We start from the raw sequence: 23,668 nt of genomic DNA, 5'->3' as shown, positions 1-23,668 counted from the left end.
GCTGACCGGCCTACCGCGCGGGTATGGCGGTATTCGGCGCCCTGAGCGTTCAGGACGCGGCGAGGGTTCCCTCAGGTCAGCGCCATTCTGGCGTTTTCCTCTGCGCGGATTGCTTTAGACTTGGATCAAACGGCTGCCACGGAGATCCATCATGAAGCTGACCGTGAACGGGACCGAATATGAGGTCGATGTCGAGCCCGAGATGCCCCTTTTGTGGGTTCTCCGGGATGAGCTGCATATCAAAGGTCCGAAATACGGCTGTGGTATCGCGCAATGCGGGGCCTGCACGGTCCATGTAGACGGAATGGCGGTGCGTTCCTGCCAATTGCCGGTGGGGGCGCTCGAGGGAGAGGTGACCACCATTGAGGGGCTCGGCACGCCCGAGAGCCTGCACGCGGTGCAAGCGGCCTGGGTGGCGCATCAGGTGGCACAATGCGGCTATTGCCAGTCCGGCCAGATCATGCAAGCGGCGGCGCTGCTCGATCTGAACCCAGCGCCTACGGATGAAGAGATCGACGCGGTGATGTCCGCAAACCTCTGCCGCTGCGGCACCTATCCCCGCATTCGTGCTGCGATCCATGACGCCGCGCAAAAGCTGAGCGAGGCCTGAGCCATGAGCCGAGCTGGAACAATCGCCCGTCGTACATTCCTGATTGGCTCTGCCGCGATTGCCGGGGGCGTGGCCTTTGGCGTTTACATGGCAAAGAAGCCGATCCCAAACCCGTTGCTGGATGATCTGAAGGAGGGGGAGGCCGCGATTACACCCTTTGTGAAGATCGACGCTTCCGGCATCACCCTGATCACGCCGCGCGCCGACAAGGGGCAGGGGGCCTATTCCATCCAGGCCTATCTGATCGCAGAGGAGCTCGACATTGACCCGGCCACCGCGACGCTCTCTCCGGGGATGCCGGGGCAGGCCTATTACAACGGCACAGTCCTGAGCGAGGGCGCACCGGTTCCAGCCTATCAGGAGGGCTTTGTCGCCGAGACGCTGCGCGATTTCATGGCGGTGCCGGCAAAGCTGTTCTCGATCCAGATCACAGGGGGGTCTTCCACTGTCCCCGATGGGTTCGAGCGCATGCGCCTTGCCGGAGCCACGGCGCGTGAAACCCTGAAAGAGGCGGCGGCCCGACGCATGGGGCTCTCGCGTGCGGCGCTGAAAACCCGTGAGGGCGCAGTCATCCTGCCGAATGGTACCGAGATCGCCTATACGGATCTTGCGGCAGAGGCCGCAGAGATCGATCCCATCACGGATGTCGCCTTGCGGCCAGCATCCGAGTGGCGGTATCTGGGCAAACGCGATCTGCCGCGCCTTGATATTCTGCGCAAATCGACCGGGACCGAGGTCTATGGCATCGATCTTGCTTTTCCGGACATGCTGCATGCCACCGTGCGGGCCAACCCCGCCGTCGGTGCGGGCGTGGCCCGATATGATGCCAGTGCAGCCGAGGCCCTGCGCGGTGTCGAGAAGATCCATCCGGTGACGAGCGGCATTGGCGTGATTGCCAACAACACCTGGCGGGCCTTTCAGGCCGCAGAGGCGCTTGAGATTGAATGGCGCAAGCCCGACTACCCCGGCAACTCAGAGGGGATCTTTACCGCGCTCGAAGAGGCGCTGGGCGATCCCGATCACTATGATCATCGCCAACGCAACGAGGGCGACGTGGATGCCGCGCTGGGCGCAGACGGCCCCACAGGCGACATCGTCGAGGCCCGCTATCGTGTGCCGTATCTGGCCCATGCGCCGCTGGAGCCGATGAATGCCGTGGTGCGCGTGCGTGAGGGGCAGGTGGAGATCTGGACCGGCACGCAGATCCCGGTCTTTGTCCGGGACCGCGCCGCAAAAATCGCCCGGGTCTCGACCGAGGCTGTCAAGGTCTATGTGTTGCCCATGGGGGGCAGCTTTGGGCACCGTCTTGAGATGACCCATGTGGAGCAGGCGGTGGAGCTGGCGCTGGCCGTGCCCGGGCGGCATCTGAAGCTCACCTGGAGCCGCGAAGAGGACATGAGCCACGACTATCCGCGCCCGGCTTCGGTGGCGGCAGCGCGGGGCAAGGTGGTGGCAGGCAAGGTGGTGGCCTTTGATCTCTCGGTGAGCCAGTCGGCCATGGCCCCGGAATGGTTTGGTCGCCTGAGCGGGATGAGCCTGCCGGGGCCGGATGCGACCATCACCACAGGGGCCTGCGACCAGCCCTTTGATATTCCCGATTACCGCGTCACCGGCTATCGCGCGCCCAGTATGGTGCCGGTATCGTCCTGGCGCTCGGTGGGCGCGTCGAGCAATGGGTTCTACCACGATTGCTTTCTTGATGAGCTGATCCATGCCGCCGGGGCCGACCCGCTGGCCGAACGCATCCGCCTGTGTCTGCATGACCCGTCGCGCAGGGTGCTGGAGGCCGTGGGCGAGATGTCAGGCTGGGATGGTCCGTCTCTTGGCGCGGGGCGCGGGCGCGGTGTGGGCTTTTGCATGTCCTTCGGGGTGCCCTGTGCGCAAGTCGTCGAGGTCACCCAGACGGAGGCGGGTATCCGTATCGATCGGGTCCATGTGGCAGTGGACGTCGGCGAGGTGCTGGATCCCACCAACCTTGAGGCGCAGGTCTTTGGTGGGGTGATCTTTGGGCTGGGGCACGCCATGAATTGCGCCCTCACCTATGAGGATCACGCGCCGCTGGAGACCAACTATCACGCCTATGAGGGAATGCGGCTCTATCAGGCGCCCAAGATCGAGGTCCGCGCCCTTAGCACGGGCAGTCGTATCCGGGGCATCGGTGAGCCCGGGGTGCCGCCCGCGGCCCCGGCCCTTGCCAATGCGATCTTTGCCGCCACCGGGCAGCGCATTCGCGAGTTGCCGCTGAATAAACATATCGATTTCGTCTGAGGAGGGCCGGACATGCAAAAAGGATTTGCCATTGTGGCGCTCGCCTCGATCGCTGGGACGGCTCTGGCAGAGGGCTCAGTGATCCTGCCGGAGGAAGGCAGCATCAGCCGTAGCGAAGGGCAGGCCGCGTTTGAGCGGATCTATGAGGTCGTGACCCACCCCAGATGCGCCAATTGCCATGTGGGTGATGACAATATCCCCATGTGGTCGGGGCCAAGCTATGGTGCGCCGCAACCACATGGCATGAATATCAACGCCGGCGAGAGCCGCATCGGTGCGGAGTTCCTGCCCTGCCAGACCTGTCATGTGGTGTCGGATGATTTCAACACCGCTCCCCATGCCGCGCCGCGCTTTGGCATTGCCTGGCAATTGGCCCCGGTGGAGTTTGAATGGTTCGGCAAATCCCGCGCCGAGATCTGTGCACAGCTCAAGGACCCTGAGCGCAACGGCGGGCGCGACTGGCGAGGAATGGTGGAGCATCTGGAACACGACGCCAGCCTCAATGGGCCGGTGGCCTGGGGCTGGTCTCCGGGTGCGGGGCGGGAGCCTGCGCCCTACAGTCTGGATGGTCACATCAATGACATGGCGCTTTGGGGCGCAGCGGGCCAGCCCTGTCCGTCTGGGGAATAGCAAGGGATTAGGTCGCAGCGGGTTCGAGAGGCGTCGCTGGTCGCCACACGAGGAAACGCGGATGGCAACCCCCTTTGTGGCTCGGTGCCACCCTGCGGCACAGTCGGGGGCTGTCATGGGCATCCGCAAGCCCTGTTGGCAATCTGAACATTCGCATTTGCGCATGCAAATGGGATTGCTCTGGGTGGGCTGCGCTGAGAATAATAATATGTAAGCAAATCTGGGTGTTGGGGTGAAATTTATTCCCAAGATTGCCCGGAGTAGGCTTGTCAAACTCCGGGTGTTCGCCAACACTGCCGCCATCGGGCTGGCGGCCTATGTGCCGAACAGTTCCAAGAATCGAGAAAAGACTAGGGGAGGTCCTATGAAGACCACGACTGTACTGACACTGACGTCGCTGCTGCTGGCGTCTGCGGCGCCGCTGAGCGCGGAAACCCTGCGCTGGGCGCGTTCTGGCGATGCGCTGACGCTGGATCCGCATGCCCAGAACGAAGGGCCCACGCATACCGTCCGTCACCAGATGTATGAGCCGCTCATCATCCGCGACGTGACCGGCGCGTTTGAACCCGCACTGGCGACCGAATGGGCACCCAAGGAAGGCGATCCCAACGTTTGGGTGTTCAAGCTGCGCGAGGGCGTGAAGTTCCACGGCGGCGAGGATTTCACCGCCGAGGATGTGGTGTTTTCTTTTGAACGCGCCAAGCAGGCCAACTCCGACATGAAGGAGCTTATTGGCTCCATCACCGAGGTGCGCGCTGTTGATGATCTGACCGTCGAGATCGTCACCGATGGTCCGAACCCGATCCTGCCGTCGAACCTCACCAACCTGTTCATCATGGACAAGGGCTGGACCGAGGCCAACAACACCGTGAACGTGCAGGATTTTGAGGGCGGCGAGATCACCTATGCCACCACCAATGCCAACGGCACCGGTCCCTATGTGCTGCAAAGCCGCGAGCCGGACGTCAAAACCGTGATGACGCTCAACGAGAACTACTGGGGCAAGGACCAGTTCCCGCTCGAAGTGACCGAGATCGTCTACACCCCGATCCAGAACCCCGCGACCCGCGTGGCGGCGCTCTTGTCGGGTGAGATCGACTTCCTTCAGGACATGCCGGTGCAGGATCTTGACCGCGTCAGCGGTGCAGATGGTCTGATGGTGCGCAAGGCGCCGCAGAACCGCGTGATCTTCTTTGGCATGAACATGGGTGCCGATGACATCGAAGCCGATAACGTTGATGGCAAGAACCCGCTCGCTGATGTGCGCGTGCGCAAGGCGATGTCGATGGCGATCAACCGCGATGCAATCCAGAAGGTCGTTATGCGCGGCCAGTCGCAGCCGGCAGGCATGATCGCGCCGCCGTTTGTCAACGGCTGGACCGAAGAGATGGACTCGGAATCCAAGACAGACATCGAAGGCGCCAAGGCGCTGATGGCCGAAGCGGGCTACGCGGATGGCTTCTCGATCCGTCTGGACTGCCCCAACGACCGTTACGTCAACGACGAGCCGATTTGCCAGGCCGCCGTGGGCATGCTGGGTCAGATCGGGATCACCGTGAACCTCGACGCCAAACCCAAGGCGCAGCACTTCCCGCTGATCACCGATGGCAAGACCGACTTCTACATGCTGGGTTGGGGCGTGCCGACATACGACTCCGAGTATATCTTCAACTTCCTCGTGCATGGTCGTGAGAGCGACATCGGCACCTGGAACGGCACCGGCTTTGACAATGACGAGCTGGACGCGAAGATCAAATCTCTGGCGTCGAACACCGATCTTGAAGCGCGCAACCAGGACATCGCAGATATCTGGCGTGTGGTTCAGGACGAGCAACTCTATATCCCGATCCACCATCAGGTGCTGAACTGGGGCATGTCCGAGAAGGTCGACATCGCTGTTGATCCCGAGGATCAGCCGAAGGTCAAATACTTCAAGATGAACTGATCTCGTGTGCAGCGCATGCCATTCGGAATGTGCTGCAGGATTTGCCAAGGTCGCCGGGGCGCTTACGCATCCCGGCGACACGCGCATTGATAGGAAAGGAAAAGTTCCGATGCTCCGTCTGTTATGCTCGGCTGCCTGTGCAACCGCCCTTGTGTCCCAGCTCCCAGCCTCCGCCGTGGCCAAGGAGTTCTCTTGGGCCGTGACCACCGACCCGCAGACTATGGATCCCCATGCGGTGAATTCCTCGCCCGTTCTGGGCTTTTTGAACAACGTCTACGAAGGTCTTGTGCGGCGCGGCAAGGACATGAGCATCGAGCCTGCGCTGGCCACTGGCTGGGAGCCGATTGGCGAGGGCGAGGGCTGGCGGTTCTTCCTGCGCGAAGGCGTGACGTTTCAGGACGGCAGCACCTTTGATGCGGAGGATGTGATCTTTTCCTATGAGCGGGCGTCGAGCCCTGAATCCGACACCGCAAGCTGGTTTGCGCCCGTGTCGGATGTGGTCAAGGTCGATGACTATACCGTTGATTTTCTGACGAATTCTCCAAACCCGATTTTTCCGGACAGCATCGCCAACTGGATGATCATGGACAGCGGCTGGGCTGAGGCCAATGCCGCCAGCCGCCCCGACAAGGAGAGCGGCAACTACGCCACGCTCAACGCCAATGGCACCGGCGCGTTCCGCGTGACCGCACGCGAGCCTGGCCTGCGCACCGTGCTTGAGCCCTATGAAGGCTGGTGGGGCGAGGTCGAGCACAACATCACCCGCGCCGAGATGACTCCGATCCAGAACCCGGCCACCGCCCTTGCGGCGCTGCTCTCGGGGGACGTGGACATGATCAATCCGGTGCCAATTCAGGACGTCGAGCGCCTGCAGGGCAACCCGGATGTGAATGTGGTGCAGGGCATCGAGGCCCGCGTCATCATTCTGGGCTTTGGCCATCAGGCGGAGGCGTTGAAATACTCTGCCGAGACTGAAGACAACCCCTTTGGGGACCCGCGCGTGCGCAAGGCCGTGGCCCATGCGGTCAATGTGCCTGCAATCCTGCGCACCATCATGCGTGGCAACGCCGAGCCGGTGAACCAGCTGGTGAGCAGCGCCATGCGCGGCTACTCCGAGGCGCTGCCGGGCCAGACGGCCTATGACCCAGAGGCCGCCAAGACGCTTCTGGCAGAGGCAGGCTATCCCGACGGGTTTTCCTTTGGTCTGAAGTGCCCCAACAACCGCTACCTCAATGATGAGGCGGTCTGTCAGGCTGTGACGGCCATGCTGGCGCAGGTGGGGCTCAAGGCGACTTTGGATGCGATGCCGGTGCAGAACTACTGGCCGGAACTGCGGGCCGGGAACTTTGACATGTATCTTCTGGGCTGGTCGCCCGGCACCTTTGATGCGGAGCATCCAATCCGCTTCCTGGCGGCGACCCCGAACACGGAGAAGAAGCTCGGTTCCTGGAACTTTGGCGGCTATTCTAATGAACGCGTGGACGCGCTGTTGCCCAAGATCCAGTCCGAGATCGACGATTCGACCCGGCAGGGGATGCTTGATGAGGTGGCGCAGGTCTTGCAGGACGAGACCGCCTATGTGCCGCTCTACGTGCAACCGCTGGTCTGGGGGACCCGCAGCAACGTCACTTTGACCCAACGGCCAGATAACTTCTTTATCCTGCGCTGGGTCTCCGTTAAATAACGCCGCTCATCAAGGCAGACGGGGGCTTCGGCCCCCTTCATCCACCCACAGGAGAGCAAGGATATGCTCGCTTATATCATCCGGCGCGTGGCCCAATCCGCGCTGGTTCTTCTTATCGTAGGACTCGTGGCCTTTGCCATGTTCCGCTTTGTCGGTGACCCGATCGACAACATGCTGGGCCAAGAGCGCACCGCCGAAGACATCGAGCGTCTGCGCGCACAACTTGGCCTCGACCAGCCCTTTGTGGTGCAATACTACCGGTTCCTCGAGAACGCCGTGCAAGGCAATTTCGGGGTCAGCTACCGGCAGGGGCGGCCCGTCATAGACATCCTGATGGAACGTGCGCCCGCAACGCTGGAGCTGGCGGCGGTCTCGGGCATTCTGGCGATCATATTCGGCATTGCGCTCGGGGTCTTCACGGCCATCAAACGCAACGGGATCGCGGCCAATCTCATCATGTCAGGCTCGCTCATAGGGGTGTCGTTGCCGACCTTCCTGATCGGGATCCTGCTGATCTATCTGTTTTCCGTTGAACTCGGCTGGCTGCCGAGTTTCGGGCGGGGTGAAGTGGTCGATCTGGGCGGTTGGAGTACCGGGTTCCTTACGGTGAGCGGTCTCAAGGCGCTGATCTTGCCGTCGATCACACTCGGGCTCTATCAGATGACGCTGATCATGCGGCTGGTACGCTCCGAGATGCTCGAAGTGCTGAGGCAGGATTATATCCGCTTTGCCCGCGCCCGTGGCCTGCGCGACCGGGCGGTGCATTTCCGCCATGCGCTCAAGAACACCATGGTACCCGTGATCACCGTGATCGGCCTGCAAGTGGGCGCGATCATCGCCTTTGCGATCATCACAGAGACGGTGTTCCAGTGGCCAGGCGTGGGCCTGTTGTTCATCAACGCGATCCAGTTCGTCGATATTCCCGTCATGGCGGCGTATCTTATGCTGATCTCGGTGATGTTTGTCGGCATCAACCTGATCGTCGATATCCTCTATTTCTTTATCGATCCGCGTCTGCGCGTTGATCGCAAGGGAGGTCACTAATGTCTGAGACATCTACCCCCGCCCAGAAATCGCGCCTGCGCACTGCGCTTGAAAGCGATCTCTTTTATACGTTCAAGCGCTCGCCCGTGGCCGTTGTGTCGACCATCGTGGTTCTGGTTCTGGTCCTCTCGGCGGTGTTTGCGCCGCTGATCGCGCCCACGAACCCGTTTGATCCGGCCTCGCTCAACCTGATGAACGGCTTTACCGCGCCGATGTCGCCCAATGATTTCACCGGCGAAGTGTTCCTGATGGGCACCGACGATCAGGGTCGCGATGTATTCTCGACCATTCTCTATGGCATGCGGATTTCACTCTTTGTGGGTGTGGCTGCGGTGCTCTTTGCCATGGTTCTGGGGATCACGCTGGGTCTGTTGTCCGGCTACCTCGGGGGTTGGGTCGAGACGGTGATCATGCGCATTGCCGATGTGCAGCTGACGTTCCCGTCGATCCTCGTGGCGATGCTGATCTTTGGTGTCGCCAAGGGCATCACCCCGGTGGAATACCGCGATCAGATGGCGATCTGGGTGCTGATCCTTGCGATTGGCCTGTCGGATTGGGTGCAGTTTGCCCGTGTGGTGCGTGGCGCGACCCTTGTTGAGAAAAACAAGGAATACGTCGAGGCCGCGCGGCTGATCGGTCGGCGCTCCGGCGCGATCATGCTGAGGCACATCCTGCCGAACGTGTTGTCGCCGGTCTTGGTCATCGCGACGATCTCGCTGGCGCTGGCGATCATTGCCGAAGCGACACTGTCGTTCCTCGGGGTGGGCGCGCCGCCGACCCAGCCGTCTCTTGGTACACTCATTCGCATCGGGCAGGGCTTCCTGTTCTCTGGCGAATGGTGGATTCTTCTCTTCCCTGCGATCACGCTGTTGGGACTGGCGCTCAGCGTCAACCTGCTGGGCGACTGGCTGCGTGACGCTCTGAACCCGAGGCTTCGCTAATGGCTGACCCTGTTCTGTCCATCCGCAACCTTTGTGTGGAAATCCCGACCCGCCACGGCATCCTGAAACCGGTCGATGGCGTCTCTTATGACATTGCCAAGGGCGAAATCCTTGGCATCGTTGGCGAAAGTGGCGCCGGCAAGTCGATGGCGGGCAATGCCGTCATCGGTCTCCTGAACCCGCCGGCGCATGTGTCTTCCGGTGAGATCTGGCTCAACGGCAAACGTATCGACACCCTGAAAGGGGACGCGCTGCGCCGCCTGCGGGGCAAGGAAATCGGTATGGTCTTTCAGGACCCACTGACCTCGCTCAATCCGCTGTTGCGGATCGGGGATCAACTGGTGGAGACCATGCTGACCCACCTGCCGATCAGCAAATCCGAGGCCGAAAAACGCGCCGTGGCCGCCCTAGAAGAAGTGGGCATTCCCGGTGCTGCGAAACGTGTGAACAGCTACCCGCACGAGTTTTCCGGCGGTATGCGCCAGCGGGTGGTGATCGCCTTGGCGCTTTGTGCGGAGCCTTCGCTGGTCATCGCGGATGAGCCGACAACGGCGCTGGATGTGTCTGTGCAGGCACAGATCATCGCGTTGCTGAAACGGCTCTGTCGTGAGCGCGGCACGGCTGTCATGCTGATCACGCACGACATGGGCGTGATTGCCGAAGCAGCAGATCGTGTGGCGGTGATGTATGCCGGGCGCCTCGCAGAGCTCGGCCCGGTGCGCGATGTGATCACCGCGCCTGAGCACCCCTATACGCATGGGCTGATGGCCTCGACACCACTCGCGTCGCGTGGCCAGAAACGTCTGCACCAGATCCCCGGCGCAATGCCGCGTCTGGATGCGGTGCCGGATGGTTGCGCCTTCAACCCACGCTGCCCGCATGCGGCCGACAAATGCCGCGCGGCCCCCGCACCCAAGGTCGACGGAGGTTCCGCCGCGTGCTGGTTCCCACTTCAACATGAGGAGGCCTCCTGATGGCGCTTGTTTCTGTCAAGAACCTGAGCCGTGTGTTTGATGTCTCAAAGCCCTGGCTCAACCGGGTGATCGAGCGTGAACCCAAGGCCTTTTTGACTGCGGTCTCGGATGTAGATTTCGAGGTCGAACCTCAGACCACCTATGCCTTGGTGGGGGAATCCGGGTCCGGGAAATCCACCATCGGCCGCATGTTGGTGGGCTTGCTCAATCCGTCTGACGGCAATGTGGAGATCGAGGGCGTTGATCTCGCCAATGAGAAAGACGCCGCCAAGGTCGATGCGATCCGCTCTGACATCCAGATGATCTTTCAGGACCCCTATGCCTCGCTCAATCCGCGTTGGCGGGTGCGTGATATCATCGTTGAACCGGTGGCGGCGCGTGGGGGCAAGACCGAAGGCCTTGCCGAGAAGCTCCTGGAGCAGGTGGGGCTTTCGGTCAAAGACGCAGGCAAATTCCCGCATGAGTTTTCTGGCGGACAGCGACAGCGGATCTGTATCGCCCGTGCGCTCGCGTCCGAGCCGCGCCTCATTGTCTGTGACGAGCCCACCTCGGCGCTGGATGTGTCGGTGCAGTCTCAGGTCTTGAACCTGATGAGCGACCTCAAGGACAACTTTGGCCTCACGTATGTGCTGATCACGCACGACCTGACGGTGGTGCAGCATATGGCGGACCGGATCGGGGTTCTCTATCTTGGCCGATTGGTCGAAGAGGGCGCCCCCGATGAGCTCTTTGAGCGCCCCAAGCACCCCTACACGCAGATGCTGCTTGAGGCTGCGCCGCGGATGGACGGGTTCGGACGCGAAGTGACACCGCCCGAAGGCGAGATCCCTGATCCGATCAACCCGCCTTCCGGGTGCGCCTTTCATCCGCGCTGCCCGCTGGCGACGGATATATGCAAACAGCAGCGCCCCGAGATGCGCAGGCTTGGCACCACCCGTGTCGCTTGCCACATGGCGGAAGGCTAACAATAGAACGGCAGGGTCGAGTGACCCTGCCGTTTTTTATTGCGGCGTTTGGTGGCGCCCCATGAAATCGGCGATCTCTTCCTCTGTGGGAGGCTGGCCCGAAAACATCTCCACATAGTGCGGCACGCGGTTGAGGCGCTGCAGGGGATCTTCTTCGACCTCCATCGAGATATAGCCCACCTGTGTGTAAATCGTGGTGAGACTTCGGACATCGGCCTGCTCTTTACTGTAGCCATAGCGCAGGAACATGTCGCGCACGGCTTTTATGCGGGCATTGTCGGCGCTTTCCAGCCGCGCGGCGAGTCCGGTGTCATTGCGCGCCCAGTTGCGGATCGCCAGATCCAGACGGGCATCAAAAAGCGCAGGGTTGAGCCAGCAATCCATCAGGTTGAACAGCGCTGCGCCGATGCTCTGGGCCGGGGCCTCGCAGCGGGCCTGGATCTGGCCGGTGTTGCGCGCTTCCCAAGTGTCGATCATTGCCTCGTGCAATGCGCCGATATCCTTGAAATACCAGTAAAACCCGGTGCGGGTTTGATCCACGGCGCGGGCCAGCGGCATGATTTTCACCGCGTCGATCCCACTTGAGACCAAAAGATCAAGCGCGGCATCGAGCCAGAGGTCGCGCGAGCCGCGCGGGCGAGGGGAGGTGGGTTTGGACATGCGGGCACTCTAAAATAATTGACACTAGTGTCAATCGGGGTGCAGGTTGACTTTACACCTGTGTCAAGTCACCTGATTCCATGAGGCAGCGCCATGTCACACGACCCGCTCTTGCAACCCTTTCAGCTCAAGCATCTGACACTACGCAACCGGATCATGACCACCAGTCATGAACCGGCCTACCCTGAGGACGGCATGCCCAAGGCGCGCTACCGCGCTTATCATGCGGAGCGGGCCAAGGCCGGAGTGGCGCTGGCGATGACGGCGGGGTCTGCGGCGGTCTCAAAGGACAGCCCACCGGTGTTCAACAATATCCTTGCCTACAAGGACGAGGTGGTGCCGTGGATCCGAGATCTTACTGAGGGCTGTCATGAACACGGCTGCGCGGTGATGATCCAGCTGACGCATCTGGGACGGCGGACAACATGGAACAAGGGCGACTGGCTGCCGTCGGTGTCTTCGTCGCGGCATCGCGAGCCGGCGCACCGCGCCTTTCCCAAACTGGTCGAAGATTGGGACATCGAGCGCATCATCACCGATTTTGCCGATGCCGCAGAACGCATGAAAGCCGGAGGCATGGATGGGATCGAACTGCAGGCCTATGGACATCTGATTGACCAGTTCTGGTCGCCGCTGACCAATGATCTGACCGGCCCCTATGGGGCGGACACGCTTGAGAACCGTTTGCGATTTCCGATGGATGTGCTTCAGGCCATTCGAAAAAGGGTGGGGCCGGACTTTATTGTCGGGATGCGCTTCACCGCCGACGAGGTGCAAAAAGGTGGCATCACCCAAGAAGAAGGGTTGGAAATCACCCGTATCCTGAGCGCGACGGGGCAGATGGACTTTCTCAATGTGATCCGGGGGCGCATTCATACCGATCCGGCGATGACGGATGTGATCCCGGTGCAGGGCATGCGATCCGCACCGCATCTGGATTTTGCGGGCCGTGTCAAACAGGAAACCGATTTGCCTGTGTTCCATGCGGCGCGGATCCCCGATGTCGCCACCGCGCGCCATGCGGTGCAGGCGGGGCTTTTGGATATGGTGGGCATGACCCGGGCCCATATGGCCGACCCGCATGTGGTGCAAAAACTCAAAGAGGGACGCGAAGAGGACATCCGCCCCTGCGTGGGCGCGACCTACTGCCTGGATCGGATCTATCAGGCGGGCGATGCGCTCTGCATTCACAATGCGGCCACCGGGCGTGAACTGACGATGCCGCATGAGATCGCCCCGGCCGAAAAGCAACGGAAAGTAGCGATTGTGGGCGCTGGTCCGGCCGGGCTGGAGGCCGCGCGGGTGGCGGCAGAGCGTGGCCACAGGGTTGTGGTCTTTGAGGCGCAGCCCGACCCCGGAGGCCAGATCCGTCTCACCGCACAATCCCCCCGGCGTCGCGAGATGATTTCGATCGTAGATTGGCGCATGGCGCAATGCGCGGCGCGGGATGTGCAGTTTCACTTTAATACATGGGCCGAAGAAGAGGATGTTCTGGCGCAAAACCCCGATCTGGTCATCATCGCCACCGGCGGGCTTCCCAATCTGGAGCTGTTCGAGACCGGACAGGAGGCCGCGCATGTGGTCTCGGCCTGGGATCTGATCGCGGGGGATGTAAAGCCGGCGGGCCGGGTGCTTATCTACGACGAAAGCGGCGATCATCCCGGACTTCAGGCAGCTGAAATCGCCGCCGAAGCAGGCGCAGAAGTCGAGGTAATGACCCCGGATCGGACCTTTGCGCCCGAAATCATGGCGATGAACCTCGTGCCCTACATGCGCGCACTGCAGGAAAAGGACGTTACCTTTACCGTGACCCGTCGCCTCCTTGGGGTGGCGCGACAGGGCAATGAATTGGTGGCGACGATTGGCACCGACTACAGCAATTTTACCACGCAGAAGTCATATGATCAGGTCGTGCTAAACTATGGCACCCTTCCCAATGATGACCTGTATCAGGCGTTGCGACCGGCCAGCATCAACCACGGCGAGGTCGATCATGATGCGCTGATCTGCGGTCAGCCGCAGGCGATCACGCGCAACCCGCGAGGCGCGTTTCAGCTGTTTCGCATCGGCGATGCGGTCTCGGCCCGCAACACCCATGCTGCGATCTATGACGCGCTGCGGCTGATGAAGGATCTTTGATCTCTGGGGGGGCTCAGCTTACCTTGGCATCGGGCTTGCGCCCGTAATGTGTCTCGAGCCAGCTGGTGACGGCGTCGCGCGCCATCGGGCGCGCGATGCCGTAGCCCTGGAAACGGCTGCAGCCCAGCGAGATCAGCTTGGCGATTTCTGCCTCGGTCTCAACACCTTCGGCAAGGCACTCGATGTTGAGATTTCGGCAGAGGTCGATCATGGTGCGCAGGATGACCTCCTGTTCGGCGTCCTGATCGACCCCGGCCACAAAATCCTTGTCGAGTTTGATGCCATCGACCTTGAACCGTCGCAGGTTCGAGATCGAGGCATGCCCAGTGCCAAAATCATCAAGTTCGATCTTGTAGCCGCGGTCCTGCAACTTGGCGATTGTGTTGAGGGCGGGGTCCACTCCATCGCTGAAGAGCACGCTCTCGAGCACTTCGATGGCGATATCCTTCGGCTGCAGGTTGGCCGCGAACAAGGCATCATCCAGGTACTCCACCAGCCCCCCATCGCGCAGCTGCTTGGCGGAGAAATTCACGCTGACGCTGGGCGCAGGCAGGCCAAGGGCGCGCCATTCGAGCAAGGCAGAAATCGCGTCGGATACGATGCGCTCGGTCAGCCGGTCGCCCAGCCCGTGTTCAAAGGCCAAGGTGATAAAGACGCCCGGATCGAGCATGCCGTGCTTGGGGTGATGCCAGCGCGCAAGCGCCTCAAAGCCGAGCACCTCGTTGGTGATCCCGTCCACCTGAGGCTGGAAAAAGGCGGTGATTTCGCCATTGTCCAGGCCAATGCGCAGATCGCGCAGGAGCGCCATATTGCCCTCAAAGCGCGCGCGGGTGGCATCATTGTAAAAGGACACGCGGCCGCGGCCCTCACTCTTGGCGATATAGAGTGCAATATCGGCGTTGGAGAGGATGCGCGCTGGGTCAGTCTCTCCGGCTGCCAGATAGGCGATGCCGATGCTTGCGCCGACATTTACAAACTCGCCTTCGATTTCGACAGGTTTTGAAATTTCCTCGATGACCCGTTTGGCAATTGCTTTGGTTTTCGAATCAGTACCATGGCCGCGCAGGACAATAACAAATTCGTCTCCCCCGACGCGGGCCGTCAAATCGTCTGGTCCAATCTGGCGCTGCATGGCCTCGGCCGCATGCAGCAGGATCTGGTCGCCCGCTGCGTGGCCCATCAGGTCATTGATCTGCTTGAACCGGTCGAGATCGACATGCAGCACGGCGTGGCGCGCGTTTGAATCACGCGCCTGCTCCACAGAGCGCTCGAGATAGTCCTGAAGGGCACGTCGGTTGGGAAGATCGGTCAACTGATCGTGCAGCGCCAGATGCTCGATGTGGGTTTTGGCCTCACTGAGATCGCGCAAGGTCGAAGAGAAATCCGCCACCCCGCGCGCAATCTTGCCCACTTCGTCGCGGCGCTGCAGGTCGCTCAGTGGGGTGTCGAAATCGCCCGCACGAATGCGCTCCATTGCGGCCGCGAGTTGGGTCAGAGACCGCACCAGTTGACCACCAAAGCCGATGAATGCAGACCCCGCCACAAGAAAGATCCCGATCATGGTGACAAGAACAATCACCACCTGTTTTGCATAGCGGCGCCTTGCGTCCTGATTGACCTGTTCCGCACTCAGACGCACCTCCTGCTCGAGCGCCACCAGCGCCAGTTCCAATCGCCTTGCCAGAGTGTCCAGCCGATTGCGCGAGGGAATATGGGTGTCGTAGATCAACCCGAGGGCAATCGAGGCTTCTGTGTTCCAGGATTTGAACTGTTCTTCGACCTGCGCCACCATCCGTTTCTGGGCCTCGGACCCTGGCGCTGCGCGCAGGTCGTTCCAGACGTTCTGGAACGCATCGACATACCGCTGATGATTGCGCCTGATCCGGTCGGGCGGGGCGATGGTGTTGAATTCCAGAAACTCGCTGAGGCGGCTCTCGATCTCCGCTCGGATCCGTTGTGCACGCTCTGTGGCCTGCAGGGTGCGCACCGCCGCGGAGTCCGCGTCCTGGATCAGGTCTTGTGTCTTGATCGCCGCACGCGCCACCCAGATAGCGCCGACGATGCCGATCACGATCAGCAGGATGATAGGGCCAAGGATTCTGCGTTTGATCGACATCGCTTCTGTCCTTTAGTCCACAGGCAGGGCCGGAGCCGAAACATGGGGCGCATAGGCCGTCAGGGTTTCAAGGAATGCAATGAGGTCGTTCACATCGCGGTCACTCATCTCGGTGAGCGGTTCGATGTCGCTCGCGGTTGTATTCGGCGCGCCGCCGCGTCGGTAATGCTCCACCACCGCGCGCAGAGAATTGAGGCTGCCATTGTGCATATACGGCGCGCGCAGCGCGATGTTGCGCAGCCCCGGCGTCTTGAAGCGGTACCGCATCGTCGGGTCCAGTACGCCGCGCCCGATGTCGTCGTCTCCGAGGCTGACGTTGTGAAAGTCATGATCGGTGAAGGCCCATCCCTGATGGCAGCTCACACATTGGCCGCGCCCGGTAAAGACGTCAAAGCCACGCTGCGCGGAAGAAGAAATCGCGTCCTCATCACCCTCGACCCAGTCGTCAAACGGAGACCAGCCTGAGCGCAGGGTTCTCTGATAGGTCGCAAGCGCCACCAGGATTGTGTCCTCCGTCAGACCGGTGTCTGGAAAGGCGATCTCGAAATAGCGACGATAACCTGAGATATTCTCCAACCGGCGCTGAACTTGGCGCATGCTGGAGTTCATCTTGAGCGGGTGGGTGATCGGGCCGCGTATCTGTTCCTTGAGCGACGCGATGCGGCCGTCCCAATAGAAATGCTCTGATTCTGTGAGGTTCTCGATTGTGGGGGTGTGGCGCGCCAGGGGCTGATTCATCGCGCCAATCGCGCGGGATGCCGGTGTTTCCCAGCCAAACGACGGATTGTGACAGGTGGCACAACTCATATTGATGGCGCCAGACAGGCGTGCATCAAAAAACAACATTTTGCCCAAAGCGGCGCGTTGAGGCGAGTAAGGTTCTGTTGTGGGAAACTCGATCCGGGTGGGTCTTTCAAACATCTTCCGAAGCTCAAAACGCGAGGCTCCGGCCAGAGCAACGGTGCAAATCAATCCAATGCAGAGAAGAGCAAGACGTCGCACGGCGCTGTTTCCGTTAGAAGTGAATAAGGAAGTGTGGCTTCGGATCAACCTGTGCGTTTGGCCTGAAGAATCCGTTTATTCGCCCCGTTTGGATGTCAGCAATTGTCTGAAAAACAACGTAAATATCAGATCCAATTTGATTTCATCCCCTCATTGTTCCTAAGCCCGCGCCCGGAGAACGCAGGCGCCGCGCGCCCGCAGAGGTATGGGCGCAGTTGAGGGTGCCCGGGTCACCCGCATGGCGACCGAGGGGTTTATTCATGGCTGGTGGAGCTTTGTGGATTTGACTCAGATTTTCGGGAGCGAGGCTTTGCAGAATTTTGCGCGATAGATGTTGCGCGCGCGACAGGGGGCAAGTTGCCGTTCTGCGCAATTTGACTCGCATTTTAGACATATACGCCGACATTTTAGCTCTTCATTAGCATCCTCGCGTCAAGAGTTGGCCTGCATCTTATTGAGTTTGTTGTGGAGGCCGAAGTGCCCCGCACGTTCAGAAAGACGAGAGAGAACACCCCATAATGGGGGAAAGGGAATATATCGGGGCCAAAGTGCTCCTTGCTCAAAGGAACTCATGCTATGTCCAGCATTTTGACAAACAATGGTGCTATGGTGGCTCTGCAGACGCTGAAAGTCGTCAACACCAATCTCACCGATACGCAAAACGCAATTTCAACCGGCAAGGAAATCGGTGTTGCCAAAGACAATGCCGCAGTCTGGGCTATCTCGAAAACAATGGAATCCGACATCGCCAGCTTTGAGGCGATCGAAGAAGGTCTCTCCATGGGCGAGGCCACTGTTGCGGTTGCCTCTGCGGGCGCAGAACAGATCGTTGAGAAGCTTGTCGAAATTAAAGAGCTGATCGTTTCGGCGCAGGCCGAGAACGTATCGCATGACAAAATTCAAACTGACATTGAATCAAAGATTGATCAGATCGAATCCATCATTGGCGCCGCTCAGTTCAATGGGGCCAACCTCTTGGCCAACACCATCGACGGGACGGCCACACAAATGGGTGTTCTGGCATCGCTGGACCGCGTTGGTGCAGGGGGCACCGTAACCGGCGTTGACATCACCATCGAGGCGCAGGGTTTTGAATCCACGCTGGATCTGGCGAACAGCCTGACAGCAATCACCGACACCGCAACCGCAGCCTCTGCGCTTGGTGAAATCGAAGACTTCCTGCAGGTTGCGATTTCGGGTGCTGCAGAACTGGGTGCGGCCGCCGCGCGTATTGATGACCAGGCAAGCTTTGTGTCCAAGCTGGTCGACTCCATGACAATGGGTGTCTCCACCATGACGGATACCGACATGGAAGAGGCCTCCGCCCGCCTGTCGGCACTGCAGACCCAGCAGGAACTGGCAGTGCAGTCGCTCGGGATCGCGAACCAGGCCCCGCAGGCGCTGCTGCAGCTGTTCAACTAATCAGCTGAACCATACCCAAGGTCACGGTACAGGGATGCGTCGCGCATCCCTGTTGCCGTTTAAAGCCCCGTCAGACGCGATGGGCCCTCGACCCACAGGGTATGCACCAACTTCACAACCAGTTTCGGCCGAAGGGCTGAACTTATTCTCCGCGCGGGTAGCGGGCTTGGTCTTCGACCACATTCAAATCCATATGGTTTCGCATGTAGCGTTCGGACGCTTTTTGCAGGGGTTGATAATCCCACGGGAAATAGCCGCCCTGACGGAGCGCCTCATATACCACCCAGCGCCGCGCCTGGCTTGCGCGCACATCGGCATCAAATCGATCCAGATCCCAGCGCTCGGCCGCAATCGCCTTGAGCGCTTGATAAGCCTCGTGGTAGGTGGGATCTTTGGCGAGATTCACCCGTTCATGCGGGTCGGCGTCCAGATCAAACAGCTGGTCCGGATCAAGCGCACAAAGATTGAGCTTGTAGCGCCCCGACCGCAAGGAGACCATTGGAGCATAAGAGGCTTCGGCTGCATATTCCATCGCCACCGGCGTGCTGCGCGTGCCACCTTGGCCAAGCGGGACCAGGCTCTCCCCAGCGGTCCAAGGCATCACCTCGGACATGCTCACACCTGCCAGATCGCAAAGCGTTGGACAGACATCGATGTTGGAGACCGGATCGCAGACCAGGCCGGGGGTCATATTGGGCGCCGAAATCATCATCGGAACGCGCGCAGACCCCTCATAAAAGCTCATCTTGAACCACAGGCCGCGCTCTCCCAGCATGTCGCCGTGATCCGACACAAAGAGAATGATTGTATCTTTATCCTGACGCGTGCCTTCGAGCGCTTCCATGACCTCGCCGATCTTGTCGTCGAGATAGGAGATATTGCCGAAATACGCGCGACGCGACCTGCGGATGTCTTCTTCGGTGATGTCAAAGTTGCGCCAGTCATTTGCGTCAAAGATCCGTTTCGAGTGCGGATCCTGGTTCTCATAGCCGAGATCCGCGACCTCCGGCATAAGATGCGGGCAATCCTCGTATAGATCCCAGTATTTTTTACGAGTCACATAGGGATCATGGGGGTGCGTAAAGCTGACGGTGAGGCACCACGGCCGGGCGTCCTTGCCGCGCGCCAGGTCGTAGATCTTTTGGGTCGCGTGAAAGGCGACCTCGTCATCAAACTCCATCTGGTTCGAAATCTCCGCCACCCCGGCGCCGGTGACCGACCCCATGTTGTGATACCACCAGTCGATGCGCTCGCCGGGTTTGCGATAGTCCGGGGTCCAACCGAAATCGGGTGGGTAGATATCGGTTGTCAGACGTTCTTCAAAGCCATGAAGCTGATCTGGGCCGACAAAATGCATCTTGCCCGATAGGCAGGTGTAATAGCCTGCGCGGCGCAGATGATGGGCATACGTCGGGATTGAAGAGGCGAATTCCGCCGCGTTGTCGTAGACGCCCGTGGCAGACGGCAGCTGCCCGGACATGAAACTGGCCCGACCCGGCGCACAGAGCGGGCTGGCGGTATAGCAATTGCGAAACCGGGTAGACCGCGCGGCCAGTTTCTTCATGTTTGGTGCGTGCAGCCATTCTGCGGGGCCATCCGGGAACAGGGTCCCGTTCAATTGATCGACCATAAAAATGAGGATGTTTGGCAATGTCATCGCAGGTGTCCTTGGGGTTTCGGGGCGGGCTGCGGCGGGCAGCCCATGCGCAGAGGGTGTCGATTGGCGCAGGCTAGTTTTTATTGACTCGTCAGTCAATAAAAGCATTCACCCTGCTTTCCCATTGGCGAAAGAGGTGGGGCGGGCGTCTCCGTACACCGCTATAAACAGCGAGGTATAAACTTCTAGAAGTCGGTTATTCTTGGCAATTTTCTTGTCAACCTACAGTTGACAGAGTGCAGGCGGGTGCTAGGCTCATTCTTATAGCTGGAGGAGGGTCCGATGCTCTGCGGCAGAAAGCAGCAAGGGACGAAGCGGAGCTCGGGCGCCGACCTTTACACTTTTGCGATCTCTCTGCTTCTGTCCGTGCTGCCAGTTTCGAGCGCCGCTCAATCCTCGGACGGCGTTGAGCCAGGCGTGGCCTTTCGCTCGGGATTGCGGGGGCCGGACGCGATTGAGCCCTCTCAAGTCCATCTGCCGACCTCGGTCGGCGATGCGCTGGCGCTTCCGACGTCACCCTTTGCGTATGTGCTTTATGGTCTCTCCGCCATCGCTGTGTTGGCCATCGTTTTGGCCGAAGTCCTGCGTCGGGTCAGGCGCACACGCGATACGGCGCAGGCACAACCCGTCGCCCCCAAAGCCCCTGAAACGCGCCCCAAAGGCGACAGCTTGGCGCTGTTGGACGGGGAGGCGCGCGTTATTGATGCCAATCGCCGGTTTGAATACGAGGCCGGCATGCCGCTTGCGCAGATCAGAGGCCGCCCGATCTGGTCCATTCACGCCAAGGGGTTTGGCAAGTGTTTCTGGGACGGCGCGATACAAGAGGCGCTGACCGAGGGCGCTTGGCAGGGCGAGGCGCGCACACTGAGCGACGACCTCCATCCCGAGACGGAAACCCTGTCACTGCGCGCGTTCAATGTGTCGGGGGCTGATCCCACCTACGAATTTCGCTCGCGGCGTTCCTTTCGTCCCAAATCGGACCGTGCCGGTCTGCTCGACAGTGGCCTTCGGGATGCTCTGACCGGGTTGCCGAGCCGTAGAGCGATGAAAACACAGGTGGAATTTGCAATCGTGCGCGCCAAGGCCGCAACGGCCGAGTTGGCGATCATTCTCATTGATCTCGACCGGTTTCGGGACATCAACTCGATCTTTGGCGACGACATCGGGGATCGCGTGATCGAACGGCTTGCGGATGCGGTGCGATCTGTGATGCGTCCCGGGATCACCATTGGCCGGATCGGAGGTGATGAGTTCATCTTGCTGATCGAGCAGGCCTCAAGTCCCGAGGTGGTGCTGCAGGTGGCCCATGACATTGGTGCGGCGCTGGGGGACGAGGTAGTCGTGGACGGGCTGACCTGCCGGTTGAGCGCCAGCATGGGGATCGCGCAATACCCCAAGGACGGCAGCGATCAGCGCAACCTGATGCAGGCGGCGGGCGTGTCGCTGTGTCATGCGAAGGCCAAAGGGCGCGGGCAGATCTGTTTCTATTCTGAAAATATGGAGCAGCGCTCGGAAGAAAGCCTGCAGATGGAACACGACCTGAAGCGGGCCATCTCTGAGGGTGAGCTGTTGATGTTCTATCAGCCTCAGATCGACTTGCGCACAGGGCAATGTATCGGCGCCGAGGCGCTCTTGCGCTGGCAACACCCCAAGAAGGGCCTCCTGTTGCCGGGAGGCTTTGTGCCTTTGGCGCTCGACACGGGCCTCACGACGGCGATCGATCAGTTTGTGACCGATGAGGTCTGTCGCCAGATCCGTGCCTGGAATACCGAGGGCTATGCGCCTGCAAAAATCTCGGTGAACATGTCTGCGATGACGCTGCTGTCTCCGGATTTTGCACGGGATTTGCGGTCGACGGCACGGCATCATCAGGTGGATCTTACTCAACTGGAGATCGAAGTGCTGGAAACCACTCTGTTTCCACGCATGCGCAGCTCTCTCAATACCGTGGATGATCTGCGTACGATGGGGGTGAAGCTGGCCATTGATGACTTTGGAACGGGGTATTCGTCGCTGGCGATGCTGAAGGATTTGCCTATCGACCGCATCAAGCTTGACCGGAGATTCATCACCTCGCTACCTGAGAACGTCAAAGACGATCGCATCGTTGCCGCTGTTGTGGCGATGGGGCGCAGCCTGGGTGTGAGCGTAATCGCCGAAGGCGTCGAGACGCGCGAGCAGCGGGACAGGTTGATCTCTTTGGGATGTGCCGAAGCACAGGGATACCTGTTCAGCCGACCCGTTCCCGCCGCGCAGTTTGCCGAGACTTGGCTCCGATACGCGCGCCCCAAGCCATACGTCGGATCGGACGCCTGATGCGATGCGTTACAAACGCGCATCAAAAATACGTAATTTGTTACCGCCCCCACCATTGATAGTTACAAAAGCACCTAATAGCCCTGTGCTTCGCAGAGCCGGACGACGCGCAACTCTAAGTGCCTAAAAAATAGGCAAGACATTAGAGTCTCATACGGTAATGTTGCCGTAGAGGAGCCGTAAAGGTCCCGGTCAAAGGGAGGAAACGCATGACCACTCGCAGAGCACTACTTGGTGCAGCCACCGCACTGGCATTTTCCGCAATGGGCGCAGTGCCCGCCTTCGCGCAGGAGGTGACGCTGAAGCTGCACCAGTTCCTGCCCGCACAGGCCAATGTGCCAAAGCTCATTCTGGATGTCTGGGCAGACAAGATCGAAGACGCATCGGGCGATCGTATCAAGATTGACCGCTACCCCTCGATGCAGCTGGGCGGCAAGCCGCCAGAATTGATTGATCAGGTTCAGGACGGCGTTGCCGATATCGTCTGGACCGTGGTGGGCTACACGCCGGGTCGTTTCCCATCGACCGAAGTGTTTGAGCTGCCCTTTATGATGACCAATGCACGTGCCGCAAGCCACGCCTATTGGGACATGATGGAAGATCATTGGCTGGACACCGAATTCAAGGACTTCAAGATCCTTGCAGGGTGGGTGCATGGTCCGGGCATCTTCCACACCTCTGATCCGGTCGAAGTGCCAAAGGATCTAGAGGGCATGAAAATTCGCGGTGGTGGGCGCTCTGTAAACGCCTTGCTGACCGAGCTGGGCGCAACACCTGTCGGCATGCCTGTGCCGTCCATTCCCGAAGCGCTCTCGAAGGGTGTGATTGATGGCACCACCATCCCATGGGAAGTGACCACCGCCTTGAAAGTGCCGGAACTTGTTGAAAACCATACCGAATTCTCGGGTCGCGCGCTGTACACGCTGACCTTTGTTCTGGCGATGAACAAGGAAAAATATGACAGCCTGCCTGATGACCTGAAGAAGGTGATCGACGACAACTCCGGTGTCGAGATGTCTGTGTTTGCAGGCGGCACGATGGCAGATTCTGACATGCCCGCGCGTGAAAATGCGCTGGATCTCGGCAACAATGTGATCACGCTCGACGCGGATCAGACGGCCGTGTGGCGCGAGCGCTCCCAGCCGATCTACGACAAGTGGCTCGCCGATATGTCGGAGCGCGGCATCGACGGTCAGGCGCTTCTGGATGAGGCGACCATGCTGATCGACAAATATACGCCGCAGTACGAAAACTGATCACCAGATCCATTGACGGGGTCCGCATCGCTTCGGCAG

At 60.2% G+C, this 23,668-nt stretch carries 17 protein-coding genes; 13 read left to right on the top strand and 4 right to left on the bottom strand.

The window, feature by feature from the left end; translation table 11 throughout:
* Window positions 1-151: 151 nt before the first annotated feature.
* The 9 genes from ACZ1HH_RS16805 (at window position 152) to ACZ1HH_RS16765 (ending at window position 11,061) form a co-directional block, all read left to right on the top strand.
* On the top strand, window positions 152-610 hold the full coding sequence (locus ACZ1HH_RS16805) for a (2Fe-2S)-binding protein (RefSeq protein WP_011536767.1): 459 nt from the start codon (window positions 152-154) through the stop codon (window positions 608-610).
* Window positions 611-613: 3 nt separating this feature from the next.
* Window positions 614-2,878 (top strand): xanthine dehydrogenase family protein molybdopterin-binding subunit, encoded by a 2,265-nt coding sequence (locus ACZ1HH_RS16800; RefSeq protein ID WP_472635436.1) that lies wholly within the window; start codon window positions 614-616, stop codon window positions 2,876-2,878.
* A gap of 12 nt (window positions 2,879-2,890) precedes the next feature.
* Window positions 2,891-3,508 (top strand): hypothetical protein, encoded by a 618-nt coding sequence (locus ACZ1HH_RS16795; protein ID WP_472635435.1) that lies wholly within the window; start codon window positions 2,891-2,893, stop codon window positions 3,506-3,508.
* 364 nt (window positions 3,509-3,872) lie between these two features.
* Window positions 3,873-5,453: an ABC transporter substrate-binding protein gene (locus ACZ1HH_RS16790; protein ID WP_011536764.1), complete on the top strand. Its 1,581-nt coding sequence runs from the start codon at window positions 3,873-3,875 to the stop codon at window positions 5,451-5,453.
* 109 nt (window positions 5,454-5,562) lie between these two features.
* Entirely contained in the window at window positions 5,563-7,137 is a 1,575-nt protein-coding gene (locus tag ACZ1HH_RS16785) for an ABC transporter substrate-binding protein (RefSeq protein WP_472635434.1), read from the top strand.
* Window positions 7,138-7,200: 63 nt separating this feature from the next.
* The gene (locus tag ACZ1HH_RS16780; RefSeq protein WP_472635433.1) at window positions 7,201-8,181 is read left to right on the top strand and encodes an ABC transporter permease; all 981 of its coding nucleotides are present in this window, start codon (window positions 7,201-7,203) and stop codon (window positions 8,179-8,181) included.
* Window positions 8,181-9,122 carry an ABC transporter permease gene (locus tag ACZ1HH_RS16775; protein WP_011536761.1) on the top strand — a complete coding sequence of 314 codons (942 nt, stop codon included), beginning with the start codon at window positions 8,181-8,183 and terminating at the stop codon, window positions 9,120-9,122. Before ACZ1HH_RS16780 ends, ACZ1HH_RS16775 begins: the two co-directional genes overlap by 1 nt.
* The gene (locus ACZ1HH_RS16770) at window positions 9,122-10,096 is read left to right on the top strand and encodes an ABC transporter ATP-binding protein (protein WP_168610186.1); all 975 of its coding nucleotides are present in this window, start codon (window positions 9,122-9,124) and stop codon (window positions 10,094-10,096) included. The genes ACZ1HH_RS16775 and ACZ1HH_RS16770 overlap by 1 nt, the downstream gene beginning before the upstream one ends.
* On the top strand, window positions 10,096-11,061 hold the full coding sequence (locus ACZ1HH_RS16765) for an ABC transporter ATP-binding protein (RefSeq protein ID WP_011536759.1): 966 nt from the start codon (window positions 10,096-10,098) through the stop codon (window positions 11,059-11,061). The genes ACZ1HH_RS16770 and ACZ1HH_RS16765 overlap by 1 nt, the downstream gene beginning before the upstream one ends.
* 36 nt (window positions 11,062-11,097) lie before the next feature.
* Here the strand turns inward: ACZ1HH_RS16765 and ACZ1HH_RS16760 are convergent, their stop codons facing one another.
* Complete coding sequence (locus tag ACZ1HH_RS16760) at window positions 11,098-11,721, bottom strand: TetR/AcrR family transcriptional regulator (RefSeq protein ID WP_472635432.1); 624 nt, start codon at window positions 11,719-11,721, stop codon at window positions 11,098-11,100.
* A 93-nt stretch (window positions 11,722-11,814) separates the two neighbouring features.
* On the opposite strand from ACZ1HH_RS16760, the gene ACZ1HH_RS16755 reads away from it, so the two are divergent.
* Window positions 11,815-13,860, top strand: coding sequence for an FAD-dependent oxidoreductase (locus tag ACZ1HH_RS16755; RefSeq protein ID WP_472635431.1), 2,046 nt, complete (start codon window positions 11,815-11,817; stop codon window positions 13,858-13,860).
* 13 nt (window positions 13,861-13,873) lie between these two features.
* Here ACZ1HH_RS16755 and ACZ1HH_RS16750 read toward each other — a convergent pair whose 3' ends face one another.
* Together ACZ1HH_RS16750 and ACZ1HH_RS16745 are read right to left on the bottom strand one after the other, a co-directional pair.
* A complete protein-coding gene (locus ACZ1HH_RS16750) occupies window positions 13,874-15,976 on the bottom strand; it encodes a putative bifunctional diguanylate cyclase/phosphodiesterase (protein WP_472635430.1) in 2,103 nt (700 codons plus the stop codon).
* A 12-nt stretch (window positions 15,977-15,988) separates the two neighbouring features.
* Window positions 15,989-16,897 carry a cytochrome-c peroxidase gene (locus tag ACZ1HH_RS16745; RefSeq protein ID WP_011536755.1) on the bottom strand — a complete coding sequence of 303 codons (909 nt, stop codon included), beginning with the start codon at window positions 16,895-16,897 and terminating at the stop codon, window positions 15,989-15,991.
* A 657-nt stretch (window positions 16,898-17,554) separates the two neighbouring features.
* Between ACZ1HH_RS16745 and ACZ1HH_RS16740 the strand changes: the two genes are divergently transcribed.
* A complete protein-coding gene (locus ACZ1HH_RS16740; protein ID WP_011536754.1) occupies window positions 17,555-18,400 on the top strand; it encodes a flagellin N-terminal helical domain-containing protein in 846 nt (281 codons plus the stop codon).
* Window positions 18,401-18,542: 142 nt separating this feature from the next.
* On the opposite strand, the gene betC is transcribed toward ACZ1HH_RS16740, so the two are convergent.
* The gene (betC, locus tag ACZ1HH_RS16735) at window positions 18,543-20,057 is read right to left on the bottom strand and encodes a choline-sulfatase (protein WP_472635429.1); all 1,515 of its coding nucleotides are present in this window, start codon (window positions 20,055-20,057) and stop codon (window positions 18,543-18,545) included.
* A 417-nt stretch (window positions 20,058-20,474) separates the two neighbouring features.
* Between betC and ACZ1HH_RS16730 the strand changes: the two genes are divergently transcribed.
* Together ACZ1HH_RS16730 and ACZ1HH_RS16725 are read left to right on the top strand one after the other, a co-directional pair.
* The gene (locus tag ACZ1HH_RS16730; protein WP_472635428.1) at window positions 20,475-22,373 is read left to right on the top strand and encodes a putative bifunctional diguanylate cyclase/phosphodiesterase; all 1,899 of its coding nucleotides are present in this window, start codon (window positions 20,475-20,477) and stop codon (window positions 22,371-22,373) included.
* A gap of 209 nt (window positions 22,374-22,582) precedes the next feature.
* Complete coding sequence (locus ACZ1HH_RS16725) at window positions 22,583-23,629, top strand: TRAP transporter substrate-binding protein (protein ID WP_011536751.1); 1,047 nt, start codon at window positions 22,583-22,585, stop codon at window positions 23,627-23,629.
* The last annotated feature ends 39 nt before the right edge of the window (window positions 23,630-23,668 follow it).

This window comes from Epibacterium sp. HA2-3 (assembly GCF_055693725.2).
This window is presented reverse-complemented; position numbering and strand designations above follow the sequence as displayed.